Genomic DNA, 23592 nt, shown 5'->3' with positions numbered 1-23592 from the left:
AAATATGTTAAACACTGCATTTGAACCATGGCCAAGCTTTACGCAAGAAGAAGCAGATGCTGTATCTAAAGTACTGTTGTCGAATAAGGTAAACTATTGGACGGGTCAAGAATGCCGTGAATTTGAAAAAGAATTTGCAACATTTGCAGGAACACAATATGCAGTGGCTTTAGCAAATGGGACAGTAGCGCTTGATGTTGCATTAAAGGCTTTAAATATTGGTGCTGGCGATGATGTTATTGTTACTTCGCGGACTTTCCTCGCTTCAGCAAGCTCGATTGTAACGGCTGGCGCTAATCCTATATTCGCAGATGTTGAATTAGATTCACAAAATATCTCGGCTCGGACAATTGAAGCTGTACTAACGCCAAATACTAAAGCGATTATTTGTGTTCATTTGGCAGGTTGGATGTGTGATATGGATCCAATCATGCAACTTGCAGCTGAGCGTGGTTTGTATGTGATTGAAGATTGTGCGCAAGCACATGGCGCAGAATATAAGGGCAAACCTGCGGGTTCTATTGGGCATATTTCTGCCTGGTCTTTCTGCCAAGATAAAATTATGACTACTGGCGGTGAAGGCGGTATGGTCACCACCAATGATGAAGCATTGTGGAAAAAAATGTGGTCTTATAAAGATCATGGCAAAAACTTTGATAGTATTTATAACAAGCAGCATCCACCAGGTTTTCGTTGGCTACATGACTCTTTTGGTACCAACTGGCGTATGATGGAAATGCAAGCGGTCATTGGTCGTATTCAATTGAAAAAAATGGCTGAATGGACTGAAATTCGTAATCATAATATGCAGCGCATTTATTCAGCATTTGAAAAGACCCCATATATAACCGTTTTTCAGCCTTCGAATGATTATGTACATGCCGCTTATAAGTGTTATGTTCAAGTACATGTAGATCAATTACCGGAAGGGTGGTCTCGTGATCGTATTATGAATGAAATTGCTGAATTAGGTGTTCCTTGCTTTAGTGGTTCTTGTTCAGAAGTGTATTTAGAGCATGCTTTTGACAATACGCCTTGGCGTCCTGCACAACGACTTCAGAATGCACAAAAACTAGGTGAAAGTAGTTTAATGTTTTTAGTTCATCCAACTTTGAGTGAAGATAGTATTAATCGAACTATTTCTGCTATTGAACAAGTACTTACTAGAATTTAAAGGTTCTGATGTAAAGTGGATGTTTCGGTTTTGCATTCACTTTACATTTTTACATTTGTTTGTGGGTATTAAATAACTTAAAAACACATTTAGTTTACTTATATAAATAGCATAGAGAAGACTCACCCTGTGAAATCAGTCATTCTGCCTTTGGTTACATCGCCACGATATGCCAAACAATTATTTTTAATCCTTTTGGATTTTTTAGTTTTTCCTGTCTTGATTTGGTTGAGCTACGCATTACGTGAATTTAACCTAGGGGCAGAAGTTGTTCCTAATATCTCATTTGGGTCACTCTGGGTAAGTGTTTTAGCAATCACTATGTTATTGATTTGTGGAACATATCATTTTATTGTTCGTACATTCAATGAGGTGTTCTTTACACGCTTAGCGATTGCAACAGGGTTAACTGTTCTTGGGCTTTTTGGGCTAGCCTATTGTACAGAGGCTTTTATTCCGACATCAATTCCTTTGATGTTTGGCTTCTTTATGTTTTCCTGGGTTTGGTTCAGCCGTGGTGCTATTCGATTTATTGTGCGGGCATGTTTGCAAACGGATATTCCAAAAAGAAAAATCGTGATTTATGGGGCTGGATATGCAGGCCAACAAATTGCAGCAATGTTGAATCGTTCTGATGCCCATTTTCCTTTATTTTTTATTGATGATGATCATTCTTTATCAGGTCAAATTATTGGTGGTTTGAAAGTTTATAATGCTGAACATGCGCTTAAACGTCTGGAAAAAGAAACAGTTGATGAAATATTGATTGCTTTACCTTCTGTGGGGCGTATGCGCAAAAGTGAAATTGTTCAATTTCTTGAACCTGTACATATTAAAATTACAGAAATTCCGGGTTTAACCAAACTGGTTGATGGGGATATTAAAGTCTCAGATATCCGAGAAGTGGATATTATCGATTTACTTGGACGTGACCCTGTTCCGCCGATCCCAGAATTATTGGCCAAAAATATTCATCATAAAGTGGTCATGGTGACTGGTGCAGGCGGTTCGATTGGTTCAGAACTGTGTCGACAAATTATTAAGAATGATCCGCAGAAATTAGTTATTTATGAGCTTAGTGAATTTGCACTGTATAGTATTGATAAAGAGTTACGTCTTAAGTCACAAGTAGAAATTATTCCGATTTTAGGAACGGTACTGGATGAAGCTAAGTTAGAACGTGTCATTGAACAATACGGTGTTCAGACGGTATACCATGCGGCGGCTTATAAGCATGTTCCATTGGTCGAGTGTAATCCCATTGCAGGACTAAAAAATAACTCTATTGGTACGGCCTTTAGTGTGAATGCGGCGATTAAAAAAGGTGTAGAGACTTTTGTACTGATTTCAACAGATAAAGCCGTCCGTCCGACCAATGTAATGGGGGCATCTAAGCGAATGGCTGAGCTTTACTGTCAAGCGATGGCAGAAGCACAGCAGCAAACTCAAATTAGTATTGTTCGTTTTGGGAATGTATTAGGTTCTTCAGGCTCAGTGGTTCCTCTGTTCAAACAACAGATAGCAAAAGGTGGCCCAATTACGGTGACGCACCCAGAAGTGACGCGTTATTTTATGACGATTCCAGAAGCATCACAATTGGTCATTCAGGCTGGTGCTCTAGGTGCTGGTGGAGATGTTTTCTTATTGGACATGGGAGAGCCTGTTCGTATTCAAGATTTAGCACGTCAAATGATTGCACTCAGTGGCTTGAAAGTCCGTGAAGAAGGCGCAGATATTGGTGATATTGCGATTGAGTATGCTGGACTCCGCCCAGGCGAAAAGCTGTATGAAGAACTGCTGATAGATCATGAGGATACTGAGTTAACTCAGCATAGCCGAATTTTACGTTCTTTTGAAAAACATTATCCTTTAGATGAATTGTCTGTGCTTTTTGAGCGGCTTTATAGTTTAACTGCTGTTGATCAAGATATTGACTGGGCACTTACTCAGTTAGAACATTATGTTGATGGCTATCACCGAAGTCGAGAAGTTAAGGTAAACTAAGCTTTAATGGCTTAATGAGCACAAATTTTTGGATCAGTGATGACAATTAAAAAGGCAATTCTTCCTGTAGCAGGTCTAGGAACCCGCTTTCTACCTGCAAGTAAATCTATTCCAAAGGAAATGGTGACTGTTGTTGATCGCCCAGCGATTGAGTACGTTGTAAAAGAGGCTGTTGCGGCGGGTATTGAGCAGATCATTTTAGTCACACATTCATCTAAAGCATCGATTGAAAACTATTTTGATCGTAACTTTGAGCTTGAAACAACGCTTGAGCAGAAGCAAAAATTTGATTTACTCAAAGAGATTAAGGATATTCTGCCCGCACATGTCAGCGTAGTCAGTGTGCGCCAGCCGCAACCCTTAGGACTTGGGCATGCAGTTTTATGTGCAAAGTCGATTGTGGGAAATGATGATTTTGCTGTGCTGTTACCTGATGTACTAGTTAAAAATGCTGATCCAACGAATGATTTGAGTTTAATGATTCATCGTTTCAATGAAACACATGCTTCGCAAATTATGGTGGAAGCAGTGCCCGATCAGCTAGTCGATCAATATGGGATTGTTGACGTAGCTTCTGTACCTAATGAAGGTCAAAGTATAGTGATGCAAGGTATTGTTGAAAAACCAGCAGTGGGTTCAGCACCTTCTAATTTATCTGTGGTCGGACGCTATGTTTTGCCCGCTCAGATTATGCAACTTTTGGAACAAACACCGAAAGGTGCAGGCAACGAAATTCAATTAACCGATGCAATTGCCATGCTACAACAGACCAATACGGTTGAAGCCTATCGTATGAAAGGTCAAACTTTTGATTGTGGCAGTAAACTGGGTTATTTAAAAGCCGTTCTACATTATGGGGTTGATCACCCGACGTTGGGTGAGGCATTTAAAGTGCTTATCCAAGAGCTTTAATGATCGGCGGGAAACTCTTATGAAAATTGCAGTATTTGGACAAACCCTCTACTCAGGTGTTATGGCGGCATTGCTAGCTGAATGTGGACATCAGGTCTTTTGGTGCGATATCTTAAAAAGGTCGGCTTCAGAGCAAGCCTATACCCAAGATGATGCTGTGATTAATCTACTCCATAAGCAAGAAAAAAGTGGATTTCTGCAATACTGCAATTTTAATGCGATTCCTCTTGATATCGATGCTTACTTTTTTAGTCTGAGTCCGACAGAAGAATCACAAGGCATCGAAATTTTAAAAGAACTCAAACAGCGCCCTATTATTCATCCTAAATTGATGATCAATGCATCGACTTTAGGGTTACATGGCACTGAAAAATTTGAAAAAATTTTATCGGACGATGATTGGGTGTATTTGCCTGACGTCATCCAAGAAGGTAATGCTTTACAAAGCCTAGTGCAGGCAAAACAACTGACAGTGGGCTGTTCAAGTGAAACGAGTCAAATCAAAATTCGAGAGTTACTTCGTCCTTTATTTCCAAGAGAACAACAATATTTGTTTATGCCTGTTTTAGATGCCGAGTTTACTAAACTCAGTGTTTCAGGCATGTTGGCAACCCGCATCAGTTATATTAACGATTTGGCCGTGGTGGCTGAAAAGCTAGGGATCGATATTGAGCATGTACGTCAAGGCTTGGCGGCGGATAGTCGAATCGGGGCTTCATATCTTTATCCGGGAGCTGGCTTTGGCGGTGAAAACTTCTCTCATGATGTCTTAACATTGGCAAATACTGTTTCAGGGACTGGAGCGAAGAGCCAATTATTGGCACAAGTTTGGGATATCAATGAACAGCAAAAAGAAATTCTCTTCCGTAAATTATGGAATTATTATCATGGGGATTTAGCGGGTAAGGTGATTGCGATTTGGGGTGCATCATTTAAAGAAAATACGTCTCGCATTCAGCAATCTCCAATTCATGCCATGTTAAAAGCACTTTGGGCACAAAATATGGTGGTCAAATTGCATGATCCTCAGGCCTTAGCCGAAATTGAGAAACATTATGGGCATCGAGATGATTTGATTTACTGTACCGATCAATATGAGGCCGTTGAGGGAGCACATGCTTTGTGCTTATTAACCGCTTGGAAGCAGTATTGGAGCCCTAATTATCCAGAACTACTTAAAAAAATGCAGCACCCATTGATTCTAGATGGTCGCAATATTTATGATCCATGCTATGTCAAAGCCCAAGGCTTTGCCTATCAGGGAGTAGGGCGATGAAGCATCAAAATAAACCATATCCCGTTGAAGATATTAATACAGCCATTGCCCGACTGCAGGGCTTGAAAGCTCATTTTGAACAGCATCATCTGAAAGATCTTTTTGCAGATGATTCGACTCGTTTTGAGCAGCTTTCTGTCGTATTAGAGCCGATTATTTTTGATTTTAGTAAACATCGTATTGATCGAAGTGTAATTGATTCTTTAGTACAGTGGGCGCAAACACGAGATTTAAGCAATTGGATTAAAACCTTATTTTCAAGTACAGCAATTAACTATACTGAACAGCGCTCAGCTATGCATTGGGCGTTACGTTTACCAAAATGTGATCAACAGCATCAGGCTATTGCTGATCAGGTTCATGAACAACTGCAAAAAATGTATGCATTGGTCAACAAAATTCACGAGGGCCAATACCGTGGCGCGACTGGTGAAGTAATTCAAGATGTGGTCAATATTGGTGTAGGGGGGTCTGACTTAGGGCCGCTGATGGTTAGCCATGCTTTATCTGATTTTAAAAAATCGACACAAAAGCCTTTAAACCTACATTTTGTTTCAACAATAGATGGTAGTCAGCTTTCAGAACTTCTGCATAAGCTTCGTCCAGAAACCACATTATTTATTATCTCGTCAAAGTCATTTGGTACGATTGATACACTCTCCAATGCTCAAACAGTACGTCTGTGGCTTGAAAAAGCATTAGGTCAAGAGGCTCAAACCTTAAAGCACCATTTTATTGGTGTATCGACCAAGCCTGAAAAAATGACTGCTTGGGGTATCACGCCAGAGAATCAATTTTTATTGTGGGATTGGGTGGGTGGTCGTTATTCTTTATGGTCGTGTATTGGACTTCCAATTGCTTTAACTATTGGAGTGAATGGATTTAAGCAGTTTTTAGCGGGTGCTTATACCATTGACCAGCATTTTCAAAATGCACCATTTGAGCAGAATATTCCTGTCTTGATGGGGCTTTTAGGGGCTTGGAATAATAATTTCTTAGACATTCAAACCCATGCTGTTTTACCTTATGACGGTCGCCTCAAGTACTTTGCATCCTATCTACAGCAGCTTGAGATGGAATCGAATGGTAAGTCGATCCAACGCAATGGTGAAAAAGTTGAATGGGATACCTGTCCGATTGTATGGGGCGAGGTGGGACCCAATGCGCAGCATGCATTTTATCAACTGTTGCATCAAGGGACACATTCGGTGAGTTGTGACTTCATTGCACCAATACAACGTTATAACGCAAATCAGTTTACCTATGTGGATAATGCTGAGGCATTAATTGAGCAACATCATTTGGCACTTTCAAATTGTTTAGCACAGTCACGTCTATTGGCATTTGGTAATCAAGCACTAGATCAGAGTGAATTGGTCTCTTTGCCTGAATATAAAAAATATGAGGGTAACCAGCCAAGTACAACCATTTTAATGCAAGAGCTTAATCCTTATAGTTTAGGTATGCTCATCGCAATGTATGAGCATAAGGTATTTGTACAATCCGTACTATGGAATATTAATCCTTTCGATCAATGGGGCGTTGAAAAAGGCAAGGAAATTGCCAACCAGTTACTGCCCATTTTAAATGGTCAACAACAGGATCTATCTACTTTAGATGTTTCGACTCAGGGTTTATTAAAAATTTTGTTAGGAAAAATAGATGGCTAATATTTTAGTGACTGGTGGGGCGGGTTATATAGGTTCACATACCTGTGTTGAACTCCTTGAAGCTGGACATGATGTGATTGTGCTCGACAACCTTTCTAATAGTTCGGAAGAGTCGTTAAAACGCGTTCAAGAGTTAACTGGGAAAACGCTTAAGTTTATTCAGGGCGATATTCGTAATCAAAGTGATTTAGATCAAGCTTTTTCTTCCAATCACATTGATGCAGTGATTCATTTTGCAGGGTTAAAAGCAGTAGGTGAAAGCCAGCAAATACCACTGACTTATTTTGATCATAATATTTCAGGTTCAATTCAGTTAGTGCAAGCGATGGAGCGTGCACACGTTTTTAACTTGGTGTTTAGTTCATCTGCAACCGTTTATGGAGAAGAAAACTCACCGCCATATCAAGAAAATATGGTTTTGGGGATGCCAAACAACAATTACGGCTATACCAAATTGATTGTAGAGCAGTTATTAGAAAAACTGTCGAAGGCAAATGATGATTGGTCAATTGCTTTGCTACGATATTTTAATCCAGTGGGTGCACATAAAAGTGCTCAAATTGGTGAAGATCCTCAAGGAATTCCAAACAATTTAATGCCTTATTTGACACAGGTTGCAGTAGGATACAGAGAAAAACTGTCTATTTTTGGACAAGATTACCCAACTGATGATGGGACCTGTCAAAGAGACTTTATTCATGTGGTTGATTTGGCAAAGGCACATGTTTTAGCTGTTGAGAATAGACTGAAGCATAAAGGTTGTCGTGCGTGGAATATTGGGACAGGCATTCCAATTTCAGTATTAAAAATTAAAGAGACTTTTGAAAAAGTGAATGGTGTTATTGTTAATTCCGAGTTTGTGGAGCGAAGAGCTGGTGATTTAGCATGCTTCTATGCAGATGCTTCAAGGGCCAATCGTGAATTAAACTGGACAGCGGAATTGACATTAGAAGATATGTTAGCAGACAGTTGGAATTGGCAAAAGCAGAATCCAACAGGCTACAAAGCATAGTTTCTATAATATTTTTCCGCATAATAAAAATAGGCACTTAAAGTGCCTATTTTTATATTTAAAACCGAGAAATTAATTTTGAATTAATCGTGTCAGTTCATCCACATAATCTTGCATTGGCTTTGGATGTTGGTCTAAACGACTTTCAATATTTAAACGTAATAAAGGCTCTGTGTTTGAAGCACGTACGTTGAAGCGCCAAGCACCAAAATCTAAACTTACGCCATCTGTTTGGTCAATACTTGGATTCTGATCTGCAAAATGGTCAAATAGTTTTTGAATCGTGGCTTGAGTATCTGCGACTTTGAAATTGATTTCCCCTGAGCAAGGAAATTTAATGATCATTTCTTCAACCAATGAGGACAAAGATTGTCCCGTTTCAGACAGTACAGAAACAACCAACAACCATGGAATCATTCCACTATCGCAATAAGAAAAATCGCGGAAATAATGGTGTGCAGACATTTCGCCGCCATAAACGGCATTGTGCTCACGCATGGTGTCTTTAATAAAGGAATGCCCTGATTTCGACTGAATAGGGGTGCCTTGATATTTCTCTACGACATCAAAAGTATTCCAAATCAGACGCGGGTCATGGACAATTTTCTCGCCTGATTGTTTCAGTAAGAAGGCTTGTGCTAAAAGACCAACAATATAATAGCCTTCAATAAACTGTCCTTTTTCATCAAACAAGAAGCAGCGGTCGAAATCGCCATCCCATGCAATGCCCATATCTGCACGATGTTCAAGCACTGCATGACGTGTGCTATCGCGATTTTCAACTAAAATTGGGTTAGGAATGCCATTCGGGAAATGACCATTGGCTTCATGGTGAATTTTGATAAATTCAACAGGGATATTTAATGCTTTAAATTTTTCTTCGATCGCATCAATGACATGACCTGCTGCACCATTTCCTGCATTCACGACCAATTTTAATGGGCGGATTTTAGCAGGGGTAATATACCCCATGAGATGTTCAATAAATTCAGGCAGAATATTATAAGGTGTGGTTGAACCTTTTTGCGTGACTTCCGTAAATGCTCCCGATTCTGCCAAGGCTTGGATTTCCGCCAGACCGCTATCTGCGCCAATAGGGCGCGCTTGTTCACGAACCAGTTTCATCCCATTGTAATCCATGGGGTTGTGGCTCGCCGTAATCTCAATACCGCCTTGAACATCGAGATGAAATGCGCCAAAGTAAACCTCTTCGGTACCTGTCATACCAAGATCAAGGACATTCACCCCAGCATCATTTAAGCCCTGAATAGTGGCTTGTTTGAGACTTTCACTGGTCAGACGGATATCGCAACCGATAACTACAGTTTGGGGTTGATAAATTTGCCCATATGCACGGCCAATTTTATAGGCAATTTCTTCATTTAGCTCTGTCCCGAGCTTGCCACGAATATCATAGGCTTTAAAGCAGGTAAGTTGCGACATATCCAATTCTCTATTTTGATAAAGAATAAAGGCTGGATACCCAGCCTTTATTTAAATTAATTATTCTACAGTGACCGATTTAGCGAGGTTTCGAGGTTGATCGACATCCGTACCACGAAGGACTGCAACATGATAAGACAGCAGTTGTACCGGCACGCTATAAACAATAGGTGCCAGTATTGGGCTAATGCTTGGTACATAAACCACATGCTGACGGTCTTTGGCTTTAATACCGCTATTTTCATCGGCAAAGACAAAGAGTTCACCACCACGGGCTTGAACCTCTTCCATATTGGATTTGAGTTTATCGAGCATGTCATCTTTCGGTGCGAGAATCACCACAGGCATGTCATTGTCCACTAAAGCGAGCGGACCATGTTTAAGTTCACCTGCGGCATAGCCTTCAGCATGGATATATGAAATCTCTTTGAGTTTCAATGCGCCTTCAAGTGCGATTGGGAAATTTGTGCCACGACCTAAGAATAAGCAGTGCTGCTTCTCTACGAAAAGTTCAGATAAACGTAAAATTTCAGGGTCATTACGTAAGGTATCTAAAATTACTTTAGGGGTATGCCAGAGTTCAGCCGTAATCTCCGCCACATGCTGTACAGAAATGCTTTTCTTAACTGTACCGATTTTGAGTACCAATAACATCAGTGCTGCAAGCTGCGTGGTAAACGCTTTGGTCGATGCTACACCAATTTCAGGACCTGCCAGCGTAAGCAAGCTATGATTGGTTTCACGTACCATAGACGATGTTGCGACATTACAAATAGTCATGGTGGTGATGTTGGCACCTTTTACTGCAGCACGCTTTTGGGTATCACGTAGTGCGGCTAAAGTATCAGCGGTTTCACCAGATTGTGAAATGCAGACATAAAGTGTGTGATTGACAATGACAGGGCTACGATAGCGGAATTCGCTGGCAATTTCCACTTGGCATGGTAAATCAATCAGTTGTTCAAACCAATATTTGGCAATCATTCCTGCATGGTAGCTGGTCCCACAGGCAATGATTTGGATTTGATGAATTTTTTGGAAATCCACGACTGCTTTGGAAAGAAAATCTTCCCGCAGTGCATTGCCATCTAGGGCTTGAGAAATGGTTTGTTGAATCGCTTCGGGTTGCTCATAAATTTCTTTGAGCATGTAATGTTTATATTCACCTTTAGATGCATTACTGACGGCAGCATCTAATTCTTTGATTGGGCGCTCGACCCGTTGACCAGCGACAAAAACTTCAATGCTATTGCGAGTTAAACGAGCAATATCACCTTCTTCAAGGTAAATAAAACGATTGGTAATCGGTAGTAAAGCCAATTGATCTGAACTGATAAAGTTTTCACCAATGCCGACGCCAATGACTAAAGGTGAACCTTCACGCACGGTAATTAATTCATCTGGATGGTCCGTATGTACGATACCCAGTGCATAAGCTCCTTTAAGCTGAGGCACGACTTGTTGCACAGCTTCCAGTAAGCTTGGAGTAGACTTTAAGGCATCCTTCACTAAGTGAGCGACCACTTCGGTATCGGTTTGTGAGGTAAAGACATAGCCTAGAGCTTCAAGATCATCTTTGAGTTCTTGGTAGTTTTCAATAATACCGTTATGGACTACAGCAACATCGCCTGAAATGTGCGGATGTGCATTATCTTCAGTGGGTTTACCATGGGTTGCCCAACGGGTATGTGCAATACCCAGAGAACCGAGAATACCCGATTGACTAACAGCTTCTTCTAAATTTGAAACTTTACCGACACGTCTTTCACGTAAAACTTGACCTTGATTGACCAGCGCTAAACCCGCAGAGTCATAGCCACGATATTCAAGGCGCTTTAAACCTTCAATTAAAATATTGGTAATACTACGTTCTGCAACGCCACCGACAATACCGCACATAAACTAATCCTCTTATTTCTTCATCTTTTGTGGACGTTGATAGTTTTCTTTTTCAACTTGCTTAGAGCGTTCTACCGCTAAACTATTCTCTGCAACATCACGGGTAATGGTTGAACCTGCGCCGACGGTTGCCCCATTGCCAATCGTGACAGGTGCAACCAATGAGCTGTTGGAGCCAATAAATGCAGCATCACCAATGATGGTTTTAAATTTATTTGCACCATCATAATTACAGGTAATAGTCCCAGCACCAATGTTCGAGCCTGCACCAATTTCAGCATCACCTAAATAGGTAAAGTGGTTAGCTTTTGAACCGAAGCCAATGCTGGTGTTTTTGACTTCAACGAAGTTACCAATATGCACTTCAGCTGCCAGTTTTGCACCTGGTCGTAAACGAGCAAAAGGACCAATCTGCGCATCTTCACCAACCATTGCATTATCAAAAATACTATACGGCTGAACTTTTGTACCTGCTGCGATCTTGGCGTTTTTGATGATACAACCTGCACCAATTTCTACGTGGTCACCGAATTCACATTCGCCTTCAATAATCACATTGATGTCAATGCGTACGTCCTGTCCAACGGTTAAATTTCCACGAAGGTCAAAGCGACTTGGGTCAATCAGATGGACACCTTGCTGCATCAGCTTTTTGGCTTGATCTGTTTGAAATTGACGTTCTAATGCAGCGAGTTGGATACGATCATTGACCCCTTCAACTTCGAAGGCTTGTTTAGGCTCAACCGATGCCACTTGCATCCCATCAGCCAAGGCCATTGCAACGATATCCGTGAGGTAATATTCACCTTGTGCATTATTATTGCTTAAGCGTGGTAACCACTCATGTAGTTTGGCATTGCTGACACAGTAGATACCCGTATTAATTTCTTTAATCTGATGCTGCTCTGTAGTCGCATCTTTATGTTCAACAATCGCTTGAATTTGACCATTCTCACGCACAATACGGCCATAACCTGTTGCATCGGCTAAAGTTAAAGTCACTAGACCAATGCCTGTCTCGGCTGTTGCATTGAGTAATTTTTGTAGCGTATTTTGAGAGATACAAGGTACATCGCCTGATAAAATCAGTGAGCTGCCTTCCTGTGGAAGGACAGGGAGTGTCATTTGCACCGCATGGCCAGTTCCGAGTTGCTCTGCTTGTTTCACCCATTCAATCTTTTCATGAGTAAACGTTTCTTGAACTCGCGCACCGCCGTGTCCATAAATCGTAATAATATTGGCTGCATTTAATTTTTTTGCAGTGTCGATGACATGACCAAGTAAAGGACGTCCTGCAAGTGGTTGTAGTACTTTGGGTAAAGAAGAACGCATACGTGTTCCTTTACCTGCAGCAAGAATAATAACAGTCGTTGACATGTTCTAATCCTAAAAATGGCCTAGGCCACAGTGAAATAAAAATAAAGCCCAATACAAAGCGCAGCCCATAGCCCTGCAATCAGGTCATCGAGCATAATGCCAAAACCACCCTCGACTTTTTGGTCAATGACGCGAATCGGCCACGGTTTCCACACATCAAAAATACGAAATAAAATAAAACCCAGCAGTAGCCAGAGCCAATTCATTTGCCCTAAATACAGGACAGGCAAAAAGGTGATGGATTGGCCAGCAAACTCATCCCATACAATACGTCCATCATCATGTACGCCCATCACTTTGGCAGTATGCCCACAGATATAAATGCCAATCAGAGACATCAGGATGATGGCAATAATGGTGCTGGATAAGCCAATTGCAAGCCAAATCGGGACAAACAGCAACGCGAATGCAGAACCAAACGTTCCTGGTGCTTTGGGGGCTAGCCCTGAGCCAAACCCTACACCGCAAAACACGATGAAACGGTCATACCAAGACATCTGGCGAAAGAGAATCGGGGGCTTATGCAAAGTGTTGATATCCAGTAAATTGCAAGGAATGGTCTAAGCCATTTTGTTGAAAACGCAGACCACTTTCGGCATCAATTTTTCCAATGACTTTGATGCTGGTATGGTTTTGTTGTTGCAAAAGTTTTTCATAATTCTGCGGACTTATTGTAAAGCATAATTCATAGTCATCGCCACCCGCCAAAGCATATTGCCATTGTTGTTCTCGTGTTAAATCTTGTAGCGTGGAGTTGATGGGCAATTGATCAAGCTGTAGGGTCGCGCCCACATGGGATGCTTTTAAGATATGACTTAAGTCTTGTGCTAAGCCATCGGACACATCAATCATACTATGCGCCAAACCTTTGAGTGCTTGACCCAGTTCACAGCGTGGGGTGGGGTAGTCTAAACGTCGTTGCAGAGGATGGCCCAAGTGTTGCAAGGCAAAAGCAGCATCTCCTACAGTGCCACTGACACAAATCAAATCACCCACTTGAGCGGTAGCGCGAGTGACTGCTTGACCAATATCGACCCAACCCAGTGCAGTCACTGAAATGGTGAGATGTGGACTTTGGGTGGTGTCTCCACCAATTAAACTCACGCCAAATTGATCACAGCAATCATATAAACCCTGACTAAAGCCTTTGAGCCAGTCATGATCAATTTGGGGTAAGCTCAAGGCCAGTAAAATACTCTGAGGTTTCGCGCCCATTGCGGCGATATCAGATAAATTGACTGCGACAGATTTCCAGCCAATCGCATGGGGGCTGGTATTAAGAGGGAAGTGACGTCCAGCAACCAAGGTATCGGCACAAATGACCAATTGTTGCTGCGGTGGTGGGGTGAGCAAGGCTGAGTCGTCACCGACGCCTAAATCGACAGAATGAGAACTCTTACGATTAAAATAGGTATCAATGATCGAAAACTCAGCCATACAACAAATCTACTACTGTGAGTTCGCTTGTTGTTTTTCTGCTGCACGTAAAGTTGTTGCTAAACGATCTAATACACCATTGATGTATTTATGGCTGTCTGCACCGCCAAAATGTTTAGCAAGCTCGATCGCTTCGTCTAAAACCACACGATATGGAATTTCAAGATGTTCCTTGAGTTCATATGCGCCTAAACGAAGGGTCGCAAGTTCAACGCCGTCAAGCGCAGAAACGTCGCGATCAAGTACAGGGATTAAGAGCGCATCCAATGCTTCATGATTGGCAACCACTTGGGTTAACAATTCATGATAATAGCTCAGATCCACTTTGTGCATGGCATTTTCCACACGTGTACGTGCTTCAATCTCATGGACTGGATTGTGGCTCATTTGCCATTCGTAAATTCCTTGTACAGCAAAGCGACGTGCTTTACGTTTTGCTGCATAAGTTGCTTGCAATGTTTGCGACATAGCGTTAAATAGCCTTTAACAAGTTAACCATTTCAATTGCAGTAAGAGCAGCTTCACCGCCTTTATTACCTGCTTTTGTACCCGAGCGTTCAATCGCTTGTTCAATACTATCCGTAGTCAATACACCATTAATCACTGGAAGACCAGATTCTAGACCAACCACGCCTAAACCTTTGGCACATTCACCTGCAACAAAGTCGAAGTGAGGTGTGCTACCACGAATCACAGCACCCAGTGCAATGATGGCATCGAAGCGTTCAGACGCTACTAATTTCTTAGCCACGACAGGAAGTTCCCACGCGCCTGGTGCATGAACAACAGTGATATTATCCTCTGATACACCATGACGTTTCAATGTATCAATTGCACCTTCTAATAGATGTTCGACAACAAAACTATTAAAACGACCCACTAAAATCGCATAACGGCCTTCGCTAGCGAGATGTAACATACCTTCAATACGGCGAATTGCCATAGCAACCTCGATGATTTTTTAAGTTGTGTGATGTGCGGTGATATATTCCACCACTTCTAAGTTAAACCCAGAGAGTGCATTAAAGCGTAAAGGTGAGCTTAAAAGCTTCATCTTTTCTACGCCTAAATCACGTAAAATTTGTGCGCCAACCCCAATGGTTTGGTACTGCTGAGATAAAGCAGCATTGGATTTGGTTGGTTTTGGTGCTGTCAGGCTGTCTAAGGCTGGGCCTAGGTCTTGTAAGTGACGTTGACCAATCCAAACCAAAACACCCCGATCGCTACTTGCGATTTCTTGCAGCGCTTTGTCGAGATTCCATGCTGGCTCGCCGTCCTTTTTATTGAATTTAAGCAAGTCACGAACAGGGTTGAAACCATGAACACGAACGGTGGTTACTCCTTCTTTTGGTTCACCTTTCACCAAAGCCAAGTGAATATCTGGGTTGCCCAATTCGCGGTAACGATATAAGTCAAAAGTCCCATATTCGGTATCAATGCTTTGCTGATCAATCCGTTCAACCGTTTGCTCGTTGGTCATACGGTAGTGAATCAGATCCGCGATGGTGCCAATTTTTAAACCATGCTTTTCAGCAAAAATTTCAAGATCGGCACGACGCGCCATTGTGCCATCTTCATTGATGATTTCACAGATGACTGATGCAGGCTCTAAACCCGCTAGGCGAGATAAATCACAACCTGCTTCGGTATGCCCAGCACGGTGCAGTACACCGCCAGGCTGCGCCATCAATGGGAAAATATGACCCGGTTGAACGATGTCTGATGGTTTGGCATGTGCCGCTACAGCCGTTTGAATGGTATGCGCACGTTCTGCAGGTGAAATCCCTGTAGAAATACCTTCTGCCGCTTCAATTGAAAGCGTGAAGTTGGTGCCATGTTGTGCGCCATTGGCATCGACCATCAATGGAAGATTCAATTGTTTACAGCGATCACGGCTGAGCGTTAAGCACACCAAACCACGTGCGTGGGTGATCATAAAGTTGATGTCTTCTGCGCGAACATGTGTCGCTGCGATAACTAAATCACCTTCATTTTCACGATCTTCGTCATCCATCAGGATGACCATTTTACCTGCACGGATATCTGCAACTAGCTCTTCTACAGTATTGAGCGGCATCAACCTTCACCTTCATTGTTGTCGTCATGGACGACGTATCATTTGTTTTCATTGGCACATAGTTTAAGCTTTTTTCAGGCTTTTGCCTATGCGCGAATCATTTCCCTGAGTTGTCCATTGTTATACACAGTCAATCTCAGCTTGAAAAGAGACCTTTATTTTAAAAAGTCGAAAAGTGCTTAGTCTTTAAACAATTGAAAAGCATAAAAAAGAACAATCTTATCGAAAATAAGTCAATCGGCGTAGTAGATAAAGGGTCTAGACAAATGTTGTGTTATTGGTGGTGTGTCGTTGAGCGCTCAAGTCATTCTTTTTTGCATTTGAGCATCAGGTTTAATGCGAGATGGACACGGCAATTGAGTAATCAGAGCAGGGGGGTACTCATCGGGTAGAGGGTGAGTTAACGAAATATTAAATGTGCCGTAGTGAATAATCAGACGATTCGTCATCTCTTTTTGATTTGTACTATAATTCTTCTTTTTTTAATCCTCTGGATTATTTCTCCTGTGATGTCTTTACTTGCTCAATATTTTGCACAGCAACAATTTTGCGTATTGGTTGAATACTTAAGCGCACAGCAAGCCCAGTGGCCTGTCAAAACTCAATTTGCAGGTTTTCCTGTGGCTATGACGCTGGCCGATCGGGTACATGCGGATGACGATGAAGCGCCTTTAATGGTTGCCAAGCAGTATCCACAAGAGATTGAAAAAGTCATTCACTTTTCGGGGAAAGCGCGAGATATACAGGACTTTGAGCAGTTTTTGCAGGATGCAAAAACACAAGGTCAAAAGAACCTGCTGCTCTTAACGGGTGATAAATTAAAACAGCACCACTACAGCCATGACGTAGAGCCACGGACACGTTATTTGGAGTCTGTGAATGCTGTCATGGAAGCCAAACGCCAAGGCGGTTTTCATATCGGTGTGGCGTTTAACCCGTTTAAATATGCGGAAGCGGAAAAAGAGGCACAATATCTGAAACTGCATAAAAAGATGAAAGCAGGGGCGGATTATGTGATTACCCAATTGGGCTATGACATGGCTGCTTTACAGGATGCACATGTATTTTTAGCGCAACATCAGTATGCGCAGAAAATTTTAGCCTGCGTTATGCCACTGACCTTGACGCGGGCTAAGTTTATGCTGAAGCATAAAGTGGCTGGCATTGTGATAACCCCGCATATGTTGCAGGTGTTGCAACAGGAAAAAGAACAGGGTTTAAGTGATCGCGTCTATGCGCGCTGCGCATTACAAATTCTAATGTGTCGACATTTAGGCTTTGCGGGGGTGCATTTATCGGCTTGCCATCAGCCTGAAGAACAAATGTTGTTGGAAAGCTATATTGAAGAATATTGGCACTTGAGTTCTGCTGAGTGTGAACGACTTTGGAATACGCTTTGGCAGGTGCAAACAGGTACAGAATTTCATCCGAAGCTGACTTATTATTCACGGCCTGCGACCTCAAGTCAGATCATTAAATACCAACATCTGCATCTGATGCATGATGCTTTATTTGAATCTAAACTGGCCAAAGGAGTAGGGCGGTTTATTTTTAATTTTAATGTTTGGGATCGAACTAAAGCCAACAATGCATTACTGAAAACAGAACATTTGAGTAAGCATGCGGTGGTGGGCTGTGAGAGTTGTGGTCAATGCCGTTTAGGTGAGACCCTGTATATTTGTCCAGAAACCTGTCCTAAAGGCTTGGCTAATGGGCCTTGTGGTGGAACCAGCTTAGACCGCTGTGAATTTGGTGACCGTGAATGCATTCATTCCGTCAAAGCACGCTTAGCTAAAGCGGTTGGACAAACAGCGATTTTAAAAGAAAAGCTGATTCCGACCGTGTCGATTGCGGTACGTGGAACCAGCTCTTGGAAAAATTGGTATGCGGAGTCTGCAGACTAAAATCAGTTGTCCGGATCCATAGCATTGGAATAGAACTTTTCTCCGAGTTTGATGCGCTCACGGCCTTGGCTCATGCGCCAGCGGTTGCTATCCCGCAGTGAATACACGCAACCACAGTATTCTTGTTGATAAAATTCTTCACGTTTGCTGATGTCTAGCATGCGTACCGCACCGCCATGTTTGCGCCAGTTATAGTCCCAGTACTGAATGCCTGCATAATGTGAAGCAGAACGGTGTCCGCATTCATTGATCTGTTGCATATTCTTCCAACGGGAAATGCCGAGAGAGCTACTGATTAGGCTAAAGCCATGTTCTGCCGCATATAACGCCGTTCGTTCAAACCGCATATCAAAACACATGGTACAACGAATGCCTTTCTCTGGCTCATTTTCCATCCCTTTGGCACGTGCAAACCAGTTGTCTATATCGTAATCACAGTCAATAAATGGAATATGATGTTTTTCTGCAAAGCGAATATTTTCTTCTTTACGAATTAGATATTCCTTCACGGGATGAATATTGGGATTGTAAAAAAAGATGGAAAAATTGATACCTGATTCAATCAGGGTTTCCATGACTTCACCTGAACAAGGTGCGCAGCAGGAATGCAAGAGTAGTTTGTCATGGCCTGTGGGGAGACTAAGTTTTTGACGTTCGAGCTTCGACATATTGGCTAGGTTTTATATATTTAAACCTCACAGTTTAAAACGTCTAACGAGCTGATTAACGGCGATTGGATGAAGAATTCTCAGGATAAGCTGATGAATTCTCATGATTAAAATCGACTTTGGCCGATGATTAAGACCTGTATGAGCGTTGAAGATGGGTAGCGAGAGAACATTTGAGAGGCCCAAACTTGCATAATTGAGCGAGATTCGTCATCATTTACACAAAGGGTGTTTAACAGTTGTGTTAGATAGGTATTCGTTGAAGGCGGGCCACTTCAACAGCAAGAAAGAGAGTATCTAGCTGTGCTTCATTTTTTTACTACGCCTTCCAATAAGGAATTGGAGTGTCGTCATAACTTTCAGTATGAGACCGATATGCGTTTGATCCAACGCTGCAAATTCCTTGAAGATCAAGATGAGAAAAAAGCCATTCAACATCTTCTAAAAGAACGGGGTTATACCAAAGCTGAGATTTTAAAGCTCACGATTGATGGTTAAATCTTAGATTTAAAAAAGCTTCCTATTTTGGAAGCTTTTTTGTTTTACAAGTTCTGCTTTGAATCTCATCAGTTTGAGAGACAAGCGACTTTGATTCGATATTTGCTAATGCTTCACGTGGAACATAAAAAATCCCGAAGACTAGGGTGGTGAGAAGTTCTGCTGTCAGCACGTTTTGCTTTTTCAGCGCTTTAGCCTGCTCAATGTGGATAGCAGATGAGAATCATCAGTTCTCAATATTTGAGCTGAATTTAACTCAGCTACTAGAGCATGTTGCTTGCTGTCAAATGATTGCGTTGTATCAAAGTAGAGATATCACGACAATTCGAGGTGTGGTACGAGTTAAATAGGATAGTTGGTGGGCTAGATTTGATGGTTATGCATTTCAAAAAATTGAATAAATCATGCTTTAACTTAGGCATGACTAAGAGAAAGATTCACATTTACCCGCAGTTATAAAATAAACCCTTACTTCAATTGCTAATCATGCGCGGATCATGAATTTGGATGTTTAAATTTTTCATTCTCCGTGAGATGGGGCGAATATTGCTGTTGTAGCTCATAGATTTTAAGATGAGTTAAATTAATTAATTTTACATTAAAGTGAAAAATAATAATTTAATTTGGCTTTTATAGGTTAAGCTATGTTGCATTCATCAAAATTAAAAATTGGGCCGTGTCAGATGTTAGAACTTCGCCATTTAAAAACCTTAACCGCTTTAAGAGAGCATGGCTCATTGGTGGCGGCTGCAGGAGATTTATGTTTAACGCCTTCAGCTTTGTCACACCAGTTGCGTGAGTTAGACCAGTGGTTTGGCGTAGAGATAGTGAACCGTCGTAGCCGCCCTGTTAGTTTTTCTAATGTTGGACAGCGTTTATTAAAACTGGCTGATGAAGTATTGCCGCAGGTACAAATTGCACAAAGCGATATTACCCGTATTGTGCATGGTCAAACTGGACGCATTACTTTTTCCTCAGAGTGTCATAGCTGTTTCGATTGGTTAATGCCGTTGTTAAATCAATATCGCCAACAGTATCCAGATGTTGATCTGGATTTCGCTTCAGGTTTTGAGGCCAATCCGCATGAGTTATTGCAGACAGGTGAATTTGATTTATTGATTACGGCCGACCCAATTGCGTTAAAAGGGGTGGAGTATTTCCCTATTTTTGAGTATGAATCTCGTTTAGTTTTATCCAATACCCATCCTTTGGTTCGTGCCAAAGATATTACGGTGCAAGAACTTGCAGAAGAAACTTTGGTAACCTATCCAGTGGATAAGCACCGTTTAGACATTATGTCGCGTCTGTTTATTCCGGCCAATATTCTGCCGAAGCAGATCCGGACCACAGATTTAACCCAAATGTTGATTCAACTGGTGGCAAGTGGGCGTGGCATTGGGGCATTACCCGATTGGGTGGTGAACGAATATGAACAAAAGGGTTGGGTGACTTCGCGTCGTTTGGACTGCGTAGCCCCTGAAGGTTTGCGTCGTACTCTTTATGCAGGCTATCGCACTGAGGAAAAAGAGAAGGATTATTTCGAAGGTTTTTTAAAGCAACTGGATAAATTTGCCAAGAAAAGAACGCAATACTACATCTAGTCGCGCTTGTTTCAAGGAGGAGGAGCAGCGTTGCTGCATCCCCCTTTTTTGAATCTATCTGCGCTTGTTATTTTTTGTGAAAAATGTGGCTCAGTGCTATAATTGCGCGCCTGATAATTTGTCAACTTTTAAACACTGATCATGATGATGCAACTCCACGTATCCCGCTTGAATATGAGCTTGGTTGATCAAGAATTATCAGCTATAGAACACATTCCTGCCATGCAACGCCGGCGCTTATCGCGGCTAGCAAAGCTGGCTTTGAATAGTGCAAAGCAGACTTTAAATACCCACAAAGTCGATTATATTGTGTGGGTGTCGCAATATGGCGATGAATCAAAAACACTAAATATTTTAGAAGATGTGTTAAACGAGCAAACGCCTTCACCAACGCAGTTTTCAACGTCGGTCCATAATGCAATTTCCGGACTTTATTCCATTTTATGTCAGGATGCGACGCCTGCAACCAGTTTGGCGGGTTCGTGGAATGATGGATTGATTGAAGCCTATGCATGGTTAAAAACAAGGCCAGAAGCTGGTCAGGTTCTGCTGGTGTACTATGATGAAGCCCTGCCAGACATTTATATCGAGCATCAGCCATTTGCTGCTTTTGCAATGGCTGCGATGATTTCATTAGCGCCTGCAAATTTGATCTTGACACCAAAACATACAGATTCAACGCCAGCCTATCAGCAGGCTTTGGCATTTAATGCATTTTGGAATAATCCTGAGCAAACTGAATCAGAAGCGTGGACGAAATGCTGAAATTAAATCGAATCAAGCAAAAAGCCAACTATGCGTGGCGCGTAGGCGCGACAGGGTTTAGTTTTGCCAGCTTTGGCTTAGGCGGCGTGGCGATTGGCGGTTTGGTTGCGCCACTGGTCAAGCTCAGTTCAGCCGACCTTGAGCTTCGAAAGCAGCGTACTCAAAAGGTGATTAAACACAGCTTTAAAGGTTTTACCGAAATGATGGTGAAACTGGGCATTATGACCTATACGGTTGAAGGCTTAGATAAACTACAGCACAGTCAACAAGAGCTGGTGATTGCCAATCATCCGACACTAATTGACGTGGTGGTTTTAATTGGTTTAATGGAACAAGCAAACTGCGTGGTCAAGCAGGCGCTGTGGTCGAATCCATTTACCAAAGGCCCTGTGCAAAGCGCAGGCTATATTTTAAATGCAGGTTCTGAACAGTTTATTCAGGACTGTGTACACAAATTACAGCAGGATCATGCAGCGTCCTTGTTGATCTTTCCTGAGGGGACGCGAACAGCAAAAGGCGAGCAACTGAATGACTTTCAGCGTGGTGCGGCCAATATTGCCCTGCGTGCAGGTGTGCCGATTCGTCCTGTGCTGATTAGCTGCACGCCATCGACCCTGACCAAAAATGAAAAGTGGTATCACATTCCAGAACAGCCTTTTCATATCCATGTGAAAGTGCTGGATGCGATCCGAGTGGAAGACGTATTGGATGACGTAACGGTCAATCCAAAAAATGTACGTCAATTAAATCAACAATTACAGTGGTTTTTTAACCAAGAGTTATCCCTAAATGAGCAATCTTGCTGATGAATTAAAGCAAATGATTATTGATGTCCTTGCCCTTGAAGACATCCGTATTGAAGATATTGATACAGACGCACCTTTGTTTGGTGATGGTCTGGGTTTGGACTCGATTGATGCTTTAGAACTGGGTTTGGCATTGAAAAAGCGTTATGGCATTCATCTAAATGCAGAGTCTGCAGAAACCAAAGAACATTTTAAATCAATTCAAAGCTTAGTGGCTTTGGTTGAAGCACAGAAAACAGCATAAGAGGTTGCTATGCTTACACAAGAAACCGTGTTAGAAAAATTACGTGAGTGGATGGAAGAGCTGTTTGAAATTGCGCCTGAAGATGTGCAGTTAGAATCAAACTTAGCTTCAGACCTCGATGTTGACAGTATTGATGCCATTGATTTGGTGGTAAAAATTAAAGAGTTGACAGGCAAGCAAGTCAATCCTGAAGACTTTAAAAACGTGCGTACCGTACAAGATGTGGTGCTCGTGATTCAGAATATGTCGGCTGCATGAACAACATTTTAAAAGGGATAGCAGGGGTCGGATTGCTCCTCTATCCTTTTTTTGTGGCTTATGCTTTAGCGCATGGACAGTATGTCTGGGTCAGTGCAGTACTGATTGCACTGGGTATCCTGCGTTTATTGAGTAAGGGTAATACTTTGCTGTGGCCATTGACGGGTTTTGCAATTTTATGTGGCGGGTTGAGTTTGATTTTAAAAGATCATGCGTGGCTTAAACTCTATCCTGTCTTTATGAGTCTCGGTGCGCTGTTTATTTTTGCCAGCACTTTGATTCGACCGCCTTCAATGATTGAACGTTTTGCACGTTTGGCAGAGCCTAATCTGCCCGAAGAAGGAGTAGAATGGACCCGTCAAGTGACCAAAGTTTGGTGTGGTTTTTTTTGCATCAATGCGGTCATTGCCCTGATCACTGTTTTCTTTGCACCGATGAAGATTTGGGTGCTGTATAACGGTTTGATCTCTTATATCTTGATGGGTGGACTGTTACTGGGTGAGTTTGTGTTGCGTAAACGCCAGCAACGACTGCATCAGGCACAGAAATAACAGCATTTCCGTCAGG

General features: G+C 42.0%; 23 protein-coding genes. 14 read left to right on the top strand and 9 right to left on the bottom strand.

Features of this window, described 5'->3' with window-relative positions:
* Positions 1–4: 4 nt before the first annotated feature.
* The 6 genes from CDG62_RS18870 (at position 5) to galE (ending at position 8048) form a co-directional block, all read left to right on the top strand.
* Positions 5–1174, top strand: coding sequence for a DegT/DnrJ/EryC1/StrS family aminotransferase (locus CDG62_RS18870; protein WP_087527595.1), 1170 nt, complete (start codon positions 5–7; stop codon positions 1172–1174).
* Positions 1175–1303: 129 nt separating this feature from the next.
* Complete coding sequence (locus tag CDG62_RS18865; protein WP_087527596.1) at positions 1304–3178, top strand: polysaccharide biosynthesis protein; 1875 nt, start codon at positions 1304–1306, stop codon at positions 3176–3178.
* A gap of 39 nt (positions 3179–3217) precedes the next feature.
* Positions 3218–4090 carry a UTP--glucose-1-phosphate uridylyltransferase GalU gene (gene galU, locus CDG62_RS18860; RefSeq protein ID WP_087527597.1) on the top strand — a complete coding sequence of 291 codons (873 nt, stop codon included), beginning with the start codon at positions 3218–3220 and terminating at the stop codon, positions 4088–4090.
* 19 nt (positions 4091–4109) lie between these two features.
* A complete protein-coding gene (locus tag CDG62_RS18855) occupies positions 4110–5366 on the top strand; it encodes a nucleotide sugar dehydrogenase (protein ID WP_087527598.1) in 1257 nt (418 codons plus the stop codon).
* Positions 5363–7036 carry a glucose-6-phosphate isomerase gene (pgi, locus tag CDG62_RS18850; protein ID WP_087527599.1) on the top strand — a complete coding sequence of 558 codons (1674 nt, stop codon included), beginning with the start codon at positions 5363–5365 and terminating at the stop codon, positions 7034–7036. The genes CDG62_RS18855 and pgi overlap by 4 nt, the downstream gene beginning before the upstream one ends.
* The gene (galE, locus tag CDG62_RS18845) at positions 7029–8048 is read left to right on the top strand and encodes a UDP-glucose 4-epimerase GalE (protein ID WP_087527600.1); all 1020 of its coding nucleotides are present in this window, start codon (positions 7029–7031) and stop codon (positions 8046–8048) included. The genes pgi and galE overlap by 8 nt, the downstream gene beginning before the upstream one ends.
* A gap of 72 nt (positions 8049–8120) precedes the next feature.
* Here the strand turns inward: galE and CDG62_RS18840 are convergent, their stop codons facing one another.
* From CDG62_RS18840 to ribBA, 8 genes are read right to left on the bottom strand one after another with little or no spacing between them, the layout of a single operon-like run.
* Positions 8121–9491 carry a phosphomannomutase gene (locus CDG62_RS18840; RefSeq protein ID WP_087527601.1) on the bottom strand — a complete coding sequence of 457 codons (1371 nt, stop codon included), beginning with the start codon at positions 9489–9491 and terminating at the stop codon, positions 8121–8123.
* 60 nt (positions 9492–9551) lie between these two features.
* Positions 9552–11390: a glutamine--fructose-6-phosphate transaminase (isomerizing) gene (gene glmS / locus CDG62_RS18835; protein ID WP_087527602.1), complete on the bottom strand. Its 1839-nt coding sequence runs from the start codon at positions 11388–11390 to the stop codon at positions 9552–9554.
* 12 nt (positions 11391–11402) lie between these two features.
* Positions 11403–12767, bottom strand: a complete 1365-nt coding sequence (gene glmU, locus CDG62_RS18830; RefSeq protein WP_087527603.1) for a bifunctional UDP-N-acetylglucosamine diphosphorylase/glucosamine-1-phosphate N-acetyltransferase GlmU — start codon at positions 12765–12767, stop codon at positions 11403–11405.
* A gap of 20 nt (positions 12768–12787) precedes the next feature.
* Complete coding sequence (locus tag CDG62_RS18825; protein ID WP_087527604.1) at positions 12788–13309, bottom strand: phosphatidylglycerophosphatase A; 522 nt, start codon at positions 13307–13309, stop codon at positions 12788–12790.
* Positions 13287–14204 (bottom strand): thiamine-phosphate kinase, encoded by a 918-nt coding sequence (thiL, locus tag CDG62_RS18820; RefSeq protein ID WP_087527605.1) that lies wholly within the window; start codon positions 14202–14204, stop codon positions 13287–13289. The genes CDG62_RS18825 and thiL overlap by 23 nt, the downstream gene beginning before the upstream one ends.
* Positions 14205–14216: 12 nt before the next feature.
* Positions 14217–14672 carry a transcription antitermination factor NusB gene (nusB, locus tag CDG62_RS18815; protein ID WP_058952409.1) on the bottom strand — a complete coding sequence of 152 codons (456 nt, stop codon included), beginning with the start codon at positions 14670–14672 and terminating at the stop codon, positions 14217–14219.
* Positions 14673–14676: 4 nt separating this feature from the next.
* The gene (gene ribE, locus CDG62_RS18810; protein ID WP_004684294.1) at positions 14677–15147 is read right to left on the bottom strand and encodes a 6,7-dimethyl-8-ribityllumazine synthase; all 471 of its coding nucleotides are present in this window, start codon (positions 15145–15147) and stop codon (positions 14677–14679) included.
* Between the two features lie 18 nt (positions 15148–15165).
* Positions 15166–16281, bottom strand: coding sequence for a bifunctional 3,4-dihydroxy-2-butanone-4-phosphate synthase/GTP cyclohydrolase II (gene ribBA, locus CDG62_RS18805; protein ID WP_087527606.1), 1116 nt, complete (start codon positions 16279–16281; stop codon positions 15166–15168).
* Positions 16282–16790: 509 nt separating this feature from the next.
* Here ribBA and CDG62_RS18800 point away from each other — a divergent pair.
* Complete coding sequence (locus CDG62_RS18800) at positions 16791–18185, top strand: methylenetetrahydrofolate reductase C-terminal domain-containing protein (protein WP_087527607.1); 1395 nt, start codon at positions 16791–16793, stop codon at positions 18183–18185.
* A gap of 2 nt (positions 18186–18187) precedes the next feature.
* Here CDG62_RS18800 and CDG62_RS18795 read toward each other — a convergent pair whose 3' ends face one another.
* Positions 18188–18853: an epoxyqueuosine reductase QueH gene (locus tag CDG62_RS18795; protein ID WP_087527608.1), complete on the bottom strand. Its 666-nt coding sequence runs from the start codon at positions 18851–18853 to the stop codon at positions 18188–18190.
* A 375-nt stretch (positions 18854–19228) separates the two neighbouring features.
* Here CDG62_RS18795 and CDG62_RS19760 point away from each other — a divergent pair, with 375 nt between their 5' ends.
* The 7 genes from CDG62_RS19760 to CDG62_RS18765 all read left to right on the top strand — a co-directional run bounded on the left by CDG62_RS19760 (position 19229) and on the right by CDG62_RS18765 (position 23576).
* Positions 19229–19351 carry a hypothetical protein gene (locus CDG62_RS19760; RefSeq protein ID WP_004684300.1) on the top strand — a complete coding sequence of 41 codons (123 nt, stop codon included), beginning with the start codon at positions 19229–19231 and terminating at the stop codon, positions 19349–19351.
* Between the two features lie 683 nt (positions 19352–20034).
* The gene (locus CDG62_RS18790) at positions 20035–20952 is read left to right on the top strand and encodes a LysR family transcriptional regulator (RefSeq protein ID WP_087527609.1); all 918 of its coding nucleotides are present in this window, start codon (positions 20035–20037) and stop codon (positions 20950–20952) included.
* Between the two features lie 144 nt (positions 20953–21096).
* Positions 21097–21717 (top strand): beta-ketoacyl synthase chain length factor, encoded by a 621-nt coding sequence (locus CDG62_RS18785; RefSeq protein ID WP_087527628.1) that lies wholly within the window; start codon positions 21097–21099, stop codon positions 21715–21717.
* Positions 21711–22523, top strand: coding sequence for a lysophospholipid acyltransferase family protein (locus tag CDG62_RS18780; RefSeq protein WP_087527610.1), 813 nt, complete (start codon positions 21711–21713; stop codon positions 22521–22523). The genes CDG62_RS18785 and CDG62_RS18780 overlap by 7 nt, the downstream gene beginning before the upstream one ends.
* Positions 22507–22767: a phosphopantetheine-binding protein gene (locus CDG62_RS18775; RefSeq protein ID WP_005012584.1), complete on the top strand. Its 261-nt coding sequence runs from the start codon at positions 22507–22509 to the stop codon at positions 22765–22767. Before CDG62_RS18780 ends, CDG62_RS18775 begins: the two co-directional genes overlap by 17 nt.
* A 9-nt stretch (positions 22768–22776) precedes the next feature.
* Positions 22777–23025, top strand: a complete 249-nt coding sequence (locus tag CDG62_RS18770) for an acyl carrier protein (protein WP_087527611.1) — start codon at positions 22777–22779, stop codon at positions 23023–23025.
* Positions 23022–23576, top strand: coding sequence for a septation protein IspZ (locus CDG62_RS18765; protein WP_087527612.1), 555 nt, complete (start codon positions 23022–23024; stop codon positions 23574–23576). The genes CDG62_RS18770 and CDG62_RS18765 overlap by 4 nt, the downstream gene beginning before the upstream one ends.
* Positions 23577–23592 lie beyond the last annotated feature (16 nt).

This window comes from Acinetobacter sp. WCHA55, from assembly GCF_002165305.2.
GTDB lineage: Bacteria > Pseudomonadota > Gammaproteobacteria > Pseudomonadales > Moraxellaceae > Acinetobacter.
Note: the sequence above shows the minus strand (reverse complement) of the source record. Positions and strands in the feature narration are given on the sequence as shown.

Bases quoted from the DNA above. Each gene is read 5' to 3' on its own strand.
- CDG62_RS18870 (WP_087527595.1), top strand. From the start codon at position 5: ATGTTAAACACTGCATTTGAACCATGGCCAAGCTTTACGCAAGAAGAA.
- galU (WP_087527597.1), top strand. From the start codon at position 3,218: ATGACAATTAAAAAGGCAATTCTTCCTGTAGCAGGTCTAGGAACCCGC.
- CDG62_RS18855 (WP_087527598.1), top strand. From the start codon at position 4,110: ATGAAAATTGCAGTATTTGGACAAACCCTCTACTCAGGTGTTATGGCG.
- pgi (WP_087527599.1), top strand. From the start codon at position 5,363: ATGAAGCATCAAAATAAACCATATCCCGTTGAAGATATTAATACAGCC.
- galE (WP_087527600.1), top strand. From the start codon at position 7,029: ATGGCTAATATTTTAGTGACTGGTGGGGCGGGTTATATAGGTTCACAT.
- CDG62_RS18840 (WP_087527601.1), bottom strand. From the start codon at position 9,491: ATGTCGCAACTTACCTGCTTTAAAGCCTATGATATTCGTGGCAAGCTC.
- glmS (WP_087527602.1), bottom strand. From the start codon at position 11,390: ATGTGCGGTATTGTCGGTGGCGTTGCAGAACGTAGTATTACCAATATT.
- glmU (WP_087527603.1), bottom strand. From the start codon at position 12,767: ATGTCAACGACTGTTATTATTCTTGCTGCAGGTAAAGGAACACGTATG.
- thiL (WP_087527605.1), bottom strand. From the start codon at position 14,204: ATGGCTGAGTTTTCGATCATTGATACCTATTTTAATCGTAAGAGTTCT.
- nusB (WP_058952409.1), bottom strand. From the start codon at position 14,672: ATGTCGCAAACATTGCAAGCAACTTATGCAGCAAAACGTAAAGCACGT.
- ribE (WP_004684294.1), bottom strand. From the start codon at position 15,147: ATGGCAATTCGCCGTATTGAAGGTATGTTACATCTCGCTAGCGAAGGC.
- ribBA (WP_087527606.1), bottom strand. From the start codon at position 16,281: ATGCCGCTCAATACTGTAGAAGAGCTAGTTGCAGATATCCGTGCAGGT.
- CDG62_RS18800 (WP_087527607.1), top strand. From the start codon at position 16,791: ATGTCTTTACTTGCTCAATATTTTGCACAGCAACAATTTTGCGTATTG.
- CDG62_RS18795 (WP_087527608.1), bottom strand. From the start codon at position 18,853: ATGTCGAAGCTCGAACGTCAAAAACTTAGTCTCCCCACAGGCCATGAC.
- CDG62_RS19760 (WP_004684300.1), top strand. From the start codon at position 19,229: ATGCGTTTGATCCAACGCTGCAAATTCCTTGAAGATCAAGATGAGAAA.
- CDG62_RS18790 (WP_087527609.1), top strand. From the start codon at position 20,035: ATGTTAGAACTTCGCCATTTAAAAACCTTAACCGCTTTAAGAGAGCAT.
- CDG62_RS18785 (WP_087527628.1), top strand. From the start codon at position 21,097: ATGATGCAACTCCACGTATCCCGCTTGAATATGAGCTTGGTTGATCAA.
- CDG62_RS18780 (WP_087527610.1), top strand. From the start codon at position 21,711: ATGCTGAAATTAAATCGAATCAAGCAAAAAGCCAACTATGCGTGGCGC.
- CDG62_RS18775 (WP_005012584.1), top strand. From the start codon at position 22,507: ATGAGCAATCTTGCTGATGAATTAAAGCAAATGATTATTGATGTCCTT.
- CDG62_RS18770 (WP_087527611.1), top strand. From the start codon at position 22,777: ATGCTTACACAAGAAACCGTGTTAGAAAAATTACGTGAGTGGATGGAA.
- CDG62_RS18765 (WP_087527612.1), top strand. From the start codon at position 23,022: ATGAACAACATTTTAAAAGGGATAGCAGGGGTCGGATTGCTCCTCTAT.